Genomic DNA, 13,536 nt, shown 5'->3' with positions numbered 1-13,536 from the left:
AAAAGGCCGGGAGAACCGGCCTTTAAACTGTATTACTGCGCTGAAATCACAGTGATAAGTTCATGTGTCTCACCTGGCTGTAACGTCTTGCCTTGCTCGATACTTGGCGCATGCACTGTCGATTCCACACATATCATGGTTTCGTAGCCGTTGTCTGCCATGTCACCCATGCCTTGTGCGCCTTGTGCCCAAGGATTCCACAATACTGCTGAGTTATGGCCTTGGTTTTCAACGCTCAACGTGCGATCTAACACTGGGTCTTTCACCAAGATTTGCGCTTCTGGCTGAGTGTAAACACGGTCGATGGTATCAGTTAGTTGAAGGACATCACCACCTTGGCAGATTTCACCTTCTTTTAAGCTGTCGATGTACTCAGGTCCCATACCTGTTGTTTGTGCTTGTTTGATATCACCAACGTTTAGATATGTGTGTAGTGCACCTGAGAATGTCCACTCTGCATCATCAATGTTGGTGACTTTCAGTGTCACCTTTAGCTCGTCGCTGATTTCAACAACAAGACGAGCATCAAACATATGTGGCCAGATGTCGTGAGTTTCTTCGGTTGGGAAGAGAGCAAGTTCAACGATCACGCCGTTGTCGTTCTCACGGTGTTCAACCAATTCCCATTCTGCTGTGCGCGCAAAACCATGAGCTGGTGCTGCAATGCGGCCAAACCAAGGCCAACAAACAGGAATACCACCACGAAGTGCCGCTTTGCCATCAAAGATTGCTTTTTCGCTCATCCAGATTAGGTCTTCTTGGCCTGCTGGTGTGAACGACACGACATGACCACCGTGTAGTGCGATACCTGCCGTTGCTTTCTCATGAATAACGCGAACGACTTTAACCTGATCAACTTCAACGATAGTGACGTTATCAGATAGCACGGTTAGAGCTGGGAGAGTTTTTAAATCCATGTGTTGCTTCCTATCGCTGGGAGAGAGAGCTTTTTAGACGCACTTCGCACATTGAGTGCAACGTCGAGTCTTCATTCTCTCAAATTCCAGATACAAAAAAGGCGACTCTAGAGCCGCCTTTTATTCAAATCTTATGTTTCAAACACAAGCTTCGCTAATTGCTTTTCAGCTAAGTAATAATTACTTAGAGATGTGAGCGATTAGGTCTAGAACTTTGTTTGAGTAACCGATTTCGTTGTCGTACCAAGATACAACTTTAACGAAGTTATCAGTTAGAGCGATACCAGCTTTAGCATCGAATACTGAAGTTTGAACTTCACCGATGAAGTCTTGAGAAACAACTTGGTCTTCAGTGTAGCCTAGAACGCCTTTTAGTTCGCCTTCAGAAGCTTCTTTCATTGCTGCACAGATAGCTTCGTAAGATGCGCCTTTCTCTAGGTTAACTGTTAGGTCAACTACAGAAACGTTAGCTGTTGGTACGCGGAAAGCCATACCAGTTAGTTTGCCGTTTAGTTCTGGAAGAACAACGCCTACAGCTTTAGCAGCACCAGTTGAAGATGGGATGATGTTCTGAGAAGCACCACGACCACCACGCCAGTCTTTAGCAGAAGGACCGTCTACAGTTTTTTGAGTAGCTGTAGTAGCGTGAACTGTAGTCATAAGACCAGATACGATACCGAACTTGTCGTTAAGAACTTTAGCGATAGGCGCTAGACAGTTAGTAGTACAAGAAGCGTTAGAAACGATGTCTTGACCTGCGTAAGTTGAATCGTTTACGCCCATAACGAACATTGGAGTTGCGTCTTTAGAAGGACCAGTTAGAACAACTTTCTTCGCACCAGCAGTGATGTGCTTACGTGCAGTCTCGTCAGTTAGGAAAAGACCAGTTGCTTCAGCTACTACGTCAACGTCGATAGCATCCCATTTTAGATCTTCAGGGTTGCGCTCTGCAGTTACACGTACAGTTTTACCGTTAACGATTAGGTTACCGCCTTCAACTTCAACAGTACCGTTGAAACGGCCGTGAGTTGAGTCGTACTTAAGCATGTATGCCATGTAATCTACGTCGATAAGGTCGTTAATACCTACAACTTCGATGTCGTTGCGCTCTTGCGCTGCACGGAATACGAAACGACCGATACGGCCAAAACCGTTAATACCTACTTTGATAGTCATTATAGTTGCTCCACAACTTAATTTCTGATTAAAGATAACTGGTAGTAAAATTACAGAATCCAGTAAACATCTGCAACAGATAATCGGACTTAACTTGTTTAAAGTCAAAAAAAAGCGACGCTTTTTTTAACAATTCTTCGCAAATGCTCGTTTTTTAAACTTTTAACTGGTTATTCTACATCCCAGTTGGCGTAATATAACTTCCGAGATAAGTACTCGTATCAAATTAATTACACATGGTGTTCTGGTGAGAAAGTATGTGCTACAACTGTTACGAGAAGCAAGTTTTTTGCTAAAAAAGTCATTGCCAAAAATAAGAAATAAGGAACAGGAATTGGTGGAACAAAGCGGAAGAAAAGTAACGAAGTCCGATGAACAGTGGCGTGAGCAGCTCTCTGAGGAAGAGTTTCGCGTCTGTCGCGAGCAAGGAACAGAAGCTCCGTTCTCCGGTAAACTGCTTCACAACAAAGAGACAGGCGTCTATGCCTGTACGTGTTGTGATGCTCCTCTATTTGTCTCTGATAATAAGTACGACTCAGGGTGTGGCTGGCCAAGTTTTGATGCGCCAATTAATGACACCGCGGTCCGTTATTTAGAAGATCTGAGTCACGGAATGGTTCGTACAGAGATTCGATGTGGCGCTTGTGACAGTCATTTAGGTCATGTTTTTGAAGATGGGCCGCAAACAACAGGCGAACGCTATTGTGTAAACTCGGTGTCGTTAATTTTCAACAAATCTGACCAATAAGCCGGATAATGCTTGAAAGAATGTTTCATCCTTTCAATTAATAAAATAGTAATTGCCCACTCAAGATAAGCTGAGAGACAAATAAAAAACTCCCAATATGAATGGGAGTTTTTTATTTTATAAATTACTTGGGATCATCCTTGGCGAATAATTCCCTTTCTCTATCGACTTCGAAATAGATTTAGCCAAATCGTCTAGTTGTTCATATTTCTCTGTCTTTGAAAAATTGAACATACGCTTTAATTGTTGCTCATTGGCGAGCGGAACATCAAAGCGTTTGGCTACCATCGCCCATAAATAGGCCTGCTCTTTGTTACCTAACCCTTGATTGATGCTCGCGAGCGACTTGAGGATGGCTGGATTGAGGTTGTTCTCGTCAGACATTGAAAGCGAATTATGAAGTAATGTTAACGTTTTTTGCTGGTCTCTATTGGTATAGAAGGTTGCTAAGGCATATTGCATCTCAGCATTGTTAAGTTGAGGGGAGCCTTCCATTTGCAAGAATTGACGCCTCGCTTGATCGTCTCCCGTTTGAGACCATAAAAAGTATAGGGTCGCAGGATCGTCAGAACCTTTTAGTGTTGCGACGATACGTTCTAATTCGTCAATGCTATGCACTAATGCATCGAAACGTTTTCTTTTTAACGCGCTTTGATCGATAGGGGTAATTTGAGAGGCAAGCTCAAGGCATTTCCTGTACTCAGCAACCAAAGCGTATTCGGTGATTTGGTTCGCTTCTGTTGGGCTTTTGAGTAACTCAAATCGATGCCAGACTAAATTCGTTCTAGGAATCCGGCACTGTCCATCGTCCATGTTGAGTTGCTCGCAACGCAGTTTGGGATTGTTTTGGCACAATTCTTCCGTTGTTACGTTGCCTTCAAAGCAGCCTGTTAAAGTCAAAGAGGCAAGGCTTGCTAGTAGCCAGTATGTTCGTTTCATGGTTTTGCTTGTGATCCGTTACACCAATTCATTTTTGGATTCTTGACTCTGTTTACTAACCCGTTATGTTCTGTGAATAGAATGTAATAAGAAGGTACATTATGGACGCAGAACAATTATTAAATGCGATAACGCCAGAAGTCTATGATCGATTGGTTTACGCAGTAGAAACAGGAAGATGGCCTGAGGGTACAACACTTTCTAAAGAGCAGCGAGACTCATGTATGCAAGCTGTGATGTTGTATCAATCAAAACACAACACTGATGCGCAGCACATGACCGTGGCTGCTGGTGGAGAAATCAGTTTTAAATCGAAGCAAGAATTGAAGAAACAGTTCAACGAAGAAGAGCAAGATATTGTTCGAGTAAACCCGAATCACAGCTGATAGTCCTATTCTTACTCTCCTTGCAGTAGGCAGAACAGTAAATATTGAAAAGCCCAATTTTGAATTGGGCTTTGTTGTTTAAGATACGAACAGTAGGTTTACCGAACTACAGGCTCATTTCACCACGCAGTACTTCTTGCATCTTCGTTTTGATCTCTTCATAAGACAGGTTCTGGCTTAGAAGGTAGTGCAGTTTTGCTAGCGCTGCTTCTGGCGTCATATCAAAACCACTGATTACGCCAGAATCTGCAAGTGCACAACCAGTTGCGTAGCCGCCCATGTTGACTTTACCCGCCAAACATTGCGTTAAGTTCACGACAATGACGCCACGCTCAGATGCTTCTTTTAGATGACCTAGTAACTCAGGATTTTGCGGGGCATTGCCCACACCAAATGTCAGCAAGATCATCGCATTGACTGGTTGACGAAGTGTATTGCGGATTACTTCGTGTGAAATGCCAGGGTACATGGTGATCACGCCGATAGGTTGTGGCGTGATGTTGTGTACTTTGAAGTCACCCTCTGGCTTTGTGCCTACTGCAACATTGTTGCTGATCTGGATATTGATACCTGCCTCCAACAGAGGTGGCAAGTTTGGCGATGTAAACGCGTTAAAGCCATCAGCATGAGACTTGGTGCTGCGGTTACCGCGCATCAACTGATTGTTGAAGAACAATGTTACTTCGTTGATAGGGTAGTTTGCCGCAATATGCAGAGCATTCAGTAGGTTTGCTTGGCCGTCTGAGCGCAGTTCTGCCAGAGGAATTTGTGAGCCGGTCACGATGACAGGTTTACCTAGGTTCTCCAACATGAAAGACAATGCAGAAGCGGTGTACGCCATGGTGTCGGTACCATGCAAAATAACAAAGCCATCGTATTTCTCGTAGTTATCACGGATGTCGTCTGCGATTTGCTGCCAGTCTGCCGGTGTCATATCAGATGAGTCGATCAGAGGCTCGTACTCATGGATGGTGTATTCCGGCATTTCTGGGCGGTGGAACTCGGGCATGCTGGCGAGTTGTTTTTCCATAAAGCCAGCGACAGGGACGTAGCCGTGATCGGATTTTTGCATACCGATGGTGCCACCGGTGTAAGCGATGTAGATGTGTTTTCTAGTCATCGTTCTACTTTACTTTCATGTAGGGGAACAGTGGCGGGGATTATAGCGAAATGAAACCTAATAAAAAGGGGCATCTCGCACAGAGACGCCCCTTTTTGGCTAAGCTAGGATAGCTATTGCACTTGGCAATTTAAGCAGAACGCGTATTGACCTTTTGGATCATTAAAACTTTGTAGCATGCTAGCGTCTTGTTCAAATTGCTGAGCCACTGGTTGAAGGCTCTTAGGTAAGAAGCTCGTTGCGTCAATACCGAGTGATACTTTGACTTGGTTCATGAACTCTTGAACAAATTGCTCTGTCGGTGAAAGTGGTTCTTCAACCCAGTAGATTTCGTAGTTCTCTACCTCAGCCAGTTTCGCTGCCAGTTTAACGGCATCATCGAAATCACCCATTTGATCGACTAGACCGAATGACAACGCGTCTTGACCCGTCCACACGCGGCCTTGTGCTACTTTATCCACTTCTTCAAGTGACATATCTCGGTTTGACCCAACCAAAGAAATAAAACGTTTGTAACCGTGTTCAATACCCAATTGGAACGCCTCAGAAGCGCCAGCAGAAAGACCCGTTGTGATGCCATCACCAGAGAATGGAGAGGTCCCCACACCATCAGTGCTAATACCAAGTTTGTTAAAGCCCTTCTCAAAGGTCGTAATTACGCTGAAGATACCGATTGAGCCTGTCAGTGTCGTCGGCTGAGCAACGATTTTGTCTGCGCTCATTGAAATCCAGTAACCACCTGAAGCCGCAAGGCTAGACATCGAAACCACAACGGGTTTACCTACTTCTTTTAAGGCTTCTACTTCATTACGAATCACTTCAGAGGCAAAAGCACTGCCGCCAGGGCTATCAACACGAAGTACAACAGCTTTCACTTTATCGTCGTTGCGAGCTTGACGAAGTAGGCTTGCGACTGTGTCGCCACCTACAGTGCCGCGTGGTTGTTGACCATCCATGATCGTGCCGCTTGCGACGACTACTGCAATGTCGTTCTCTGACGGCGCGAGATTAGGGCGCATGGTCGCTAGGTAGTCGTAGTAACCAATCGCGTTGTAGCTGTCTTTACCATCGCTACCAAACTCTTTAGCGAACAGCTTACGTACGTCTTGGCGAGTAGCCAGTTCATCAACCAATCCCATTTTTACTGCAAGCTGAGCGATATCGCCATCAACCGATTTCATCTCTGCTAGCAACTCTTCCATGGTTGGATTTAATGCTTTTGCATCAATGTTACGGTTTGTTGCTACGTCATCAACAAACGCGCTCCATAGTTGTGTGATCCAACGAGTCGCTGATTCTTTTGCTGCGTCTGACATGTCATCGCGGATGAATGGTTCAATCGCGGATTTGTAAGTACCTACTCGGAATACGTGCGTTGAAACATCGAGTTTCTCTAACAAGGTTTTGTAGTACATGGAGTAAGAGCTATAACCCTTAATCAATACGCCACCATCGGGTGCTAGAAAAACTTTATCAGCGTAACTTGCAAGGTAGTATTGGCTTTGATTATAGAAATCACCCACCGCATATACTGGTTTGCCTGATGCTTTAAACTCGTTCAGTGCTTTTGCAATGTAACGAAGCTTCGTTAGGTTAGTTTCTGGCATATCACGCAGAGCAAGTACAAGGCCCGAGACTTTAGGGTCGTCTTTTGCGTATCGGATGGTATCGACAATGTCGAATAACACGTTTTCTTTCGGAATTTCATTACCTAAAACCGAACCAGCAATGGAATCCATTGGGTTAACGTAACGACGTTGCTCAACGATCGGCCCCGACAAGTTCATAACCAAAGCCGATTCTTTATCAATGACAGGTTGACCTTCTCCAGTGTAGGTAAAGGCAAAGTAGAAGACAGCAATCATCACTAAAAAGATCAGGTTCACTAGCGCAAGTCTGACAAAGGTGATGGCTTTCCATATCCCCTTGAATATCAGACCAATAAATTTGAAGAGTTTTTTCATCTTGTCTCCATAACGAGATAGTCTTTCCCTAATCTTACAAAGTATGGGTTCTTATCTCTAAGATCTCAAAAGATAACAATTTTTTTAGCTTATCACGCTCATTCACAATTGGCATAGTTTAACGTGAGATTGACGCGTGTTGCAAAATTGTAAACGCTTGTTTGATTTTTTGGTTTTTGCGGCGTACTGTGGTCAGACCACAACAATAAAAATGGATGTTTAGTGATGTCTGCCATGTACCCAAATTTGTTAAAGCCATTGGACTTAGGTTTTACACAGCTACGAAACCGCGTCCTGATGGGATCAATGCATACTGGTTTAGAAGAGCACAAAGAAGGTCTTCAAAAGCTGGCTGCGTTTTATGAAGAGCGTGCCAAAGGCGGTGTTGGCTTAATCGTAACTGGTGGTTTTTCTCCAAATTTACGTGGCCGATTGCATCCGTTAAGCGCTGAATTTAGTAAGCCTAAGCACGCCAAAGCACATAAGGTCGTGACGGAAGCGGTTCACAAGCACGGCAGTAAAATTGCCCTACAAATTCTCCATGCAGGGCGTTATGCGATGCATCCATTCGCACAAAGTGCGTCGGGTATGAAAGCGCCTATCGCCAAATTTGCACCAAGCGAAATGAGCGAGCGACAAATCAAAAAGACCATCGAAGCTTTTGCTAATAGTGCAGAGCTGGCTCAGCTAGCGGGCTATGATGGTGTCGAGCTAATGGGCTCTGAAGGTTATTTGATTAACCAATTCTTATGTAAGCGCACCAACATGCGCTACGACGAGTGGGGCGGCAGCTACAAAAAACGTATGCGTTTCCCTATCGAAATCGTTAAAGCAGTGCGTAAAGCCGTGGGCGAAAAGTTTATTATTATCTTCCGTCTCTCGATGTTGGACTTGGTCGAGCAAGGCAGCACGTTTGAAGATGTTATTGAATTGGCAAAAGCACTTGAAGAAGCCGGTGTGACAATAATTAATACGGGTATCGGCTGGCACGAAGCGCGTATTCCTACCATTGCCACTCAAGTACCCCGCGGAGCATTTACTTGGGTGACTGAAAAGGTGAAGCCGCACGTTTCTGTTCCAATCATCACCTGTAACCGAATAAATACCCCGGATGAGGCCGAGCGAATTCTTTCTTCTGGACATGCTGACATGGTTTCTATGGCGCGTCCTTTCCTAGCTGATCCTTACTTTGTTGCTAAAGCCGAGCAAGATAAGTCACAGCTCATCAATACGTGTATTGGTTGTAACCAAGCGTGCTTAGACAATGTATTTAAAGGCAAGCGAGCAAGTTGTTTGGTTAACCCATTAGCTTGCTACGAAACTGAAATCGTGGTCGAGGATGCGTTTAAGAAGAAAAATATTGCAGTCGTCGGCGCAGGACCTGCTGGCCTCGCTTGTGCGACAACGCTGGCAGAACGTGGCCACAAAGTAGATTTGTTTGAGAAGAACGATCGCATTGGTGGTCAGTTCCGTTTAGCCATGCAAATTCCAGGTAAAGAAGAGTTTCGTGAGACCATCCGTTACTTTGCGAACCGCATTGAAGAGACGGGTGTGAATCTTCACCTAGAGACAGAAGCCAATTACGACTTGCTGACCGAATACGATGAAGTCGTCATGGCATCGGGTGTTGAACCTCGCAAGGTAAAAATTGATGGGATAGAAAACCCAGAAAAAGTGATCGACTATCAAACGCTGATCCGTGATAAAACGCCAGTAGGTGAAAAGGTAGCCATTGTTGGCGCAGGCGGGATTGGTGTTGATGTGGCAACGATGCTTACTGAGCCCGCGGGACAAACACTTGATGATTGGCTGCATGAATGGGGAATCGACAAAGAAATGTCTCAACCGGGGGGATTGTACCCTTATCCTGACGCCGTTGCTGATAAAGAAGTGTGGGTACTTCAACGTCGTAAAGGTCGCGTTGGAAAAGGACCGGGTAAAACCACAGGTTGGATTCATAAACGTACGCTTGAAAAGCGCGGTGTTCACTTAGTCGGTGGTGTGTCATACGACAAGATTGATGATGGTGGCCTACATATTCAAGTCAGTGGCAAGGCGCAATTGTTAGAAGCTGACAAAGTGGTTATTTGTGCGGGTCAAGAGTCGGTTCGTCCGTTTGAAGACAAATGGCATGAGCTGGGCGAGAAATTACATATCATTGGTGGTGCAGACCATGCTGGGGAATTGGACGCGGTTCGCGCCATCCGCCAGGGTGTGAAACTGGCTGTCAAACTGTAAGTATCATTCTTTCTTAACTATTTTGCTGCGCCAAGTGCGCAGCTTTTTTTTTGCCTACTTAACGCCTAGAAATCTAAAATTGGCTATCTAAACCCCCAGAAAACAGGTTGTTATTCGAAAGTTTGGATTATGCTAAAGTGAGCTGCGTAAAAATAATAATTCAATCAAATAAGGACTTGTTCATGGAAGCTCTCGATCTCTTGCTCAACCGTCGTTCTATCGCCAAATTGTCAGCGCCAGCACCAGAAGGGAAAGCTCTGGAAAATATTATTCGTGCGGGTTTACGTGCGCCTGATCATGCAGGTTTAACTCCTTGGCGTTTTGTGATTGCTCAAGGCGATGGCCTTAAAAAGCTTTCTGATATTTTAGTACGAGCAGCGGAAGCGGAAAATAGCGACGAGGCGGTCATTGAAAAAGTGAAGAATGCACCTTTCCGCGCGCCTATGGTGATTACCGTTATTGCAAATGTGACAGAGCATGAAAAAGTGCCAGCAATGGAACAATACCTCTCAGCGGGCTGTGCTGTTCAAGCAATGCAAATGGCGGCGGTAGCACAAGGTTTTCAAGGGTTTTGGCGTTCAGGTAAATGGATGTTCCACCCAGAAGTGCATCAAGCTTTTGGCCTAAAAGGCGAAGATCAAATTGTCGGTTTCCTTTACTTAGGTACCCCAGGTTGTACACCGATGAAAGTGCCGGAGCGTGACCTATCTCAGTTTGTTGAGTTTCAATAACACACTACTCACTGTTCATCTGTACAGTTTTTCTTGATTTGTTAGGGCTACATTAGATAATGTGGCCCTAATTATTATGATTTCCAAAACCTTATGTCTCGTCTGTTTATTGCTGAAAAACCAAGTCTAGGCCGTGCGATAGCGGCTGCCCTGCCAAACCCTCAAAAGAAAGACCAAGGCTTTATTCGCTGTGGTAATGGTGACGTAGTCACTTGGTGTATCGGTCACTTGTTAGAGCAAGTCGAACCTGATGCCTACGACGAACGTTATAAAAAGTGGAATATGGCTGACTTGCCAATTATTCCCCAGCAATGGCAACTAAGACCGAGAAAAACGGCCAGCAAACAACTGACGGTAATACGTAAACTCCTTAAAGATGCGACAGAAGTTATCCATGCAGGCGACCCGGATCGAGAGGGGCAATTGTTGGTGGATGAGGTGTTGGATTACTGTAAGCTCTCCAAAACCAAGAAAGAAGCGACACAACGACTTCTCATTTCAGACTTGAACTTACCCGCGGTTAAGCGGGCTTTGAGTTCGATGCGTAGTAACCGCGACTTCATTCCTCTTTCTGTATCCGCCCTTGCACGTTCCCGAGCCGATTGGCTTTATGGGATGAACATGTCTCGCGCTTATACTTTGCTGGGCCAAAAAGCAGGCTACCAAGGTGTCTTATCGGTAGGGCGAGTTCAAACGCCTGTACTTGGTTTGGTGGTGCGCCGCGACGAAGAAATCGAAAACTTTGTGCCTAAAGACTATTTCACTCTGCATGCATTGATCCCTTATCAAGATCAAAATGGTTCGTTTGATATTCGCGCTCGTTGGAAGCCAAGCGAGGCATGCAAACCTTGGCAAGATGAAGAAGGTCGAGTTCTTAACCGAAAGCTCGTCGAGAACGTGGCGAATCGCATTGCTAACCAGCCTGCGAAAGTCACGGAATCAGAGCAAAAGCAAACCAAACAATCTGCACCGCTTCCTTATTCATTATCAGCTTTGCAAATTGATGCCGCCAAGCGTTACGGTATGAGTGCACAACAAGTCTTAGATACCTGTCAGGCGTTGTATGAAAAGCATAAGTTGATTACTTATCCTCGTTCTGATTGTCGTTACTTACCGACGGAGCATTATTCGCAAGCGGGTTCTGTCACTTCCGCTATTGCTAACAATGCCAAAGAGCTACAAAGCGCGGTGCAAGGTGCGGATTTATCGATTAAGTCTAAAGCGTGGAATGACAAAAAAGTGGATGCTCACCACGCAATCATTCCAACACCAAAACAAGCGAATGTGAATGCATTATCAGGTAATGAGATGAAGGTATATCAGCTCATTGCACGTCAATATTTAATGCAATTCTATCCAGCTGCAGTTTATGCGGAAGCGAAGCTCGTCTTTGATATTGCTGGTGGTACGTTTATCGCGAAAGGACGCCAGCTTGTTTCCCCGGGCTGGAAAGCGTTGATGGGGAAAACAGACAAAGAAGATGAGGGTATTGATGCTGTGCCACCTTTAACAGAAGGCACCGTACTGACATGTCGTGAAGGGGAAATTAGAGATCGCAAGACAGAGCCGCCAAAGCATTTTACCGAAGCGACGTTATTACAAGCAATGACGGGTATTGCTCGTTATGTGGCAGATAAAGAGCTAAAGAAGATATTGCGTGAAACCGATGGCTTGGGCACAGAAGCGACGAGGGCTGGTATTCTTGATACCTTGTTCAAACGTCAATTGCTGACTCGTCAGGGTAAATCGATTTTGAGCTCACCAGCAGGACGTGGCTTGATCCACGCTTTGCCAATGGACTCGACGTACCCGGATATGACCGCGCATTGGGAACACCAATTACAAGGAATGGCAGAAAGAAACCAAGCATATCAACCTTTCATGCAAGCGTTAGAACAACGTATAGATGGGCTTATGGGTGAGGTAAAGTCAGGTCCGATTCCGGAATCTCTGCGTCATCTTCCAAAAGTAGAGCGACCAGCATTCAAGCGTAAGAAGCGCAGTTACAATAAAACAGGTTCATCAAAAACGACGACCACCAAACGTAAATCCTCCAAGTAATTCATGCCTTCCGGCGACTAAGCGGCACCAGCTAGTGCCGCTTTTGATATCAATATGATGACTAGTTGAACAAGTTATCGTTCTTGTCGATTGCGCCTCTGACGTCATCTTGCGTTAATACGCGTTTACCTAAATCCTGCTTTACTTGTTTACCCAAGTCGATCAATGCATCTCGATTTGCTTGAGTTTGACGCTTGCCTGCACTTCTTAAGCAGTAATTGAGCTCATGCTCTTCACTAAAATTCACCAGATCTTTATCTGCGGCCATTGTTACTCTCCTTAGTGGGGTTAATACCTCACTAAGTCTGGATAGGAAACGGTGAAATTCAAGTTAAGTAATGAGATTGGAGAATGGGCGACGAAACTGGGAACCTTTCGTCGCCTAACGTTAACTTATTGATACTTGACTATTACCAAGGAAGTTCGGTGCCATCATAGTTAATAAACTGCCCCGAATTTTCTTGCGTGCTTTGCTCAATCACTTTTGCTAAACCATCAGCAGATGTTTGTGGGTCGATAAGCGCATTAGGCCCACCCATTTCAGTACGTACCCAGCCCGGATGGAGTGCCAAGACAGTGAAGCCCTCATCGGTTAGGTCATTACTCAAACTTTTAACAACAGAGTTGAGTGCCGCTTTGGAAGAGCGATAGATGTAACCACCACCAGAGGTGTTTTCCGTCATGCTGCCGACTTTAGAGGAGATACACGCAATTTTCTTCGCTTTGCCTTGTTGTAGCAGCGGATAAAAGCTTTCCACTAACTTCAATGGAGCGATGGTATTTATCTCGAAGACTTGTCGCCACTCTTCGATGTCGGTGTTACCAAATCCATAGCCTTTAGGCCCGTAGTAACCTGCATTGTTGATCAGCAGATCGATTGCCGGGAGTTCGCTTGCGAGTTGGGCGACTCGTTGGTAATCCGTCACGTCCAATTCATGTAGCACCAAGGTATTATAACGCGACGCTAATGCGTGTAGTTCTTTACTGTCTGTTAGGTTACGGCTTGTCGCGTGAACTTGAGCGCCTTGTTGCAAATAGAGCTCGGTTAAACTCAAACCGATACCGCGATTCGCACCAGTAATAAAGACTGTCTGACTCATGAGTACACCTATCTGTCTGATTCAATAAGGTTAAGTGGAAACAGAACCATTGTGTTAGCTAAGGGCGATAAAATCAACTAACCACCATGCACCTAACATCATCGACATGAACAGAGAAATCGCGCAGAAAGAACCAAAGAAAGCGCCGAGTATCGT

At 45.1% G+C, this 13,536-nt stretch carries 12 protein-coding genes; 5 read left to right on the top strand and 7 right to left on the bottom strand.

The genetic code is table 11. The features are described from left to right. Nucleotides 1-32: 32 nt before the first annotated feature. Together L1076_RS07125 and gap are read right to left on the bottom strand one after the other, a co-directional pair. Nucleotides 33-917, bottom strand: coding sequence for a D-hexose-6-phosphate mutarotase (locus L1076_RS07125; RefSeq protein WP_038871260.1), 885 nt, complete (start codon nucleotides 915-917; stop codon nucleotides 33-35). Between the two features lie 180 nt (nucleotides 918-1,097). Then, complete coding sequence (gene gap, locus L1076_RS07120; RefSeq protein ID WP_038871258.1) at nucleotides 1,098-2,093, bottom strand: type I glyceraldehyde-3-phosphate dehydrogenase; 996 nt, start codon at nucleotides 2,091-2,093, stop codon at nucleotides 1,098-1,100. Between the two features lie 334 nt (nucleotides 2,094-2,427). On the opposite strand from gap, the gene msrB reads away from it, so the two are divergent. Beyond that, nucleotides 2,428-2,841 carry a peptide-methionine (R)-S-oxide reductase MsrB gene (msrB, locus tag L1076_RS07115; protein ID WP_080774313.1) on the top strand — a complete coding sequence of 138 codons (414 nt, stop codon included), beginning with the start codon at nucleotides 2,428-2,430 and terminating at the stop codon, nucleotides 2,839-2,841. Nucleotides 2,842-2,958: 117 nt separating this feature from the next. On the opposite strand, the gene L1076_RS07110 is transcribed toward msrB, so the two are convergent. Next, the gene (locus L1076_RS07110) at nucleotides 2,959-3,780 is read right to left on the bottom strand and encodes a DUF2989 domain-containing protein (protein ID WP_038871253.1); all 822 of its coding nucleotides are present in this window, start codon (nucleotides 3,778-3,780) and stop codon (nucleotides 2,959-2,961) included. 101 nt (nucleotides 3,781-3,881) lie between these two features. On the opposite strand from L1076_RS07110, the gene L1076_RS07105 reads away from it, so the two are divergent. After that, entirely contained in the window at nucleotides 3,882-4,166 is a 285-nt protein-coding gene (locus tag L1076_RS07105) for a DUF1315 family protein (RefSeq protein ID WP_038871251.1), read from the top strand. Between the two features lie 106 nt (nucleotides 4,167-4,272). Here the strand turns inward: L1076_RS07105 and ansA are convergent, their stop codons facing one another. Then, a complete protein-coding gene (gene ansA / locus L1076_RS07100; RefSeq protein WP_104036837.1) occupies nucleotides 4,273-5,286 on the bottom strand; it encodes an asparaginase in 1,014 nt (337 codons plus the stop codon). Nucleotides 5,287-5,399: 113 nt separating this feature from the next. Beyond that, nucleotides 5,400-7,250 (bottom strand): signal peptide peptidase SppA, encoded by a 1,851-nt coding sequence (gene sppA / locus L1076_RS07095; RefSeq protein WP_237303445.1) that lies wholly within the window; start codon nucleotides 7,248-7,250, stop codon nucleotides 5,400-5,402. 225 nt (nucleotides 7,251-7,475) lie between these two features. On the opposite strand from sppA, the gene L1076_RS07090 reads away from it, so the two are divergent. The 3 genes from L1076_RS07090 (at nucleotide 7,476) to L1076_RS07080 (ending at nucleotide 12,280) form a co-directional block, all read left to right on the top strand. Further along, complete coding sequence (locus tag L1076_RS07090; protein WP_045405704.1) at nucleotides 7,476-9,488, top strand: NADPH-dependent 2,4-dienoyl-CoA reductase; 2,013 nt, start codon at nucleotides 7,476-7,478, stop codon at nucleotides 9,486-9,488. A 182-nt stretch (nucleotides 9,489-9,670) separates the two neighbouring features. Beyond that, nucleotides 9,671-10,219 (top strand): NAD(P)H nitroreductase, encoded by a 549-nt coding sequence (locus tag L1076_RS07085; RefSeq protein WP_038881888.1) that lies wholly within the window; start codon nucleotides 9,671-9,673, stop codon nucleotides 10,217-10,219. A gap of 93 nt (nucleotides 10,220-10,312) precedes the next feature. Next, nucleotides 10,313-12,280 (top strand): DNA topoisomerase III, encoded by a 1,968-nt coding sequence (locus L1076_RS07080; protein ID WP_237303444.1) that lies wholly within the window; start codon nucleotides 10,313-10,315, stop codon nucleotides 12,278-12,280. Between the two features lie 61 nt (nucleotides 12,281-12,341). Here the strand turns inward: L1076_RS07080 and L1076_RS07075 are convergent, their stop codons facing one another. Next, on the bottom strand, nucleotides 12,342-12,548 hold the full coding sequence (locus L1076_RS07075; RefSeq protein WP_237303443.1) for a hypothetical protein: 207 nt from the start codon (nucleotides 12,546-12,548) through the stop codon (nucleotides 12,342-12,344). Between the two features lie 142 nt (nucleotides 12,549-12,690). Further along, entirely contained in the window at nucleotides 12,691-13,380 is a 690-nt protein-coding gene (locus tag L1076_RS07070; protein ID WP_039974106.1) for an SDR family oxidoreductase, read from the bottom strand. Nucleotides 13,381-13,536 lie beyond the last annotated feature (156 nt).

This window comes from Vibrio sp. MMG023, assembly GCF_021654215.1.
GTDB lineage: Bacteria > Pseudomonadota > Gammaproteobacteria > Enterobacterales > Vibrionaceae > Vibrio > Vibrio jasicida.
The sequence above is the reverse complement of the archived record's forward strand: the minus strand, read 5'-3'. Positions and strand labels throughout refer to the sequence as shown.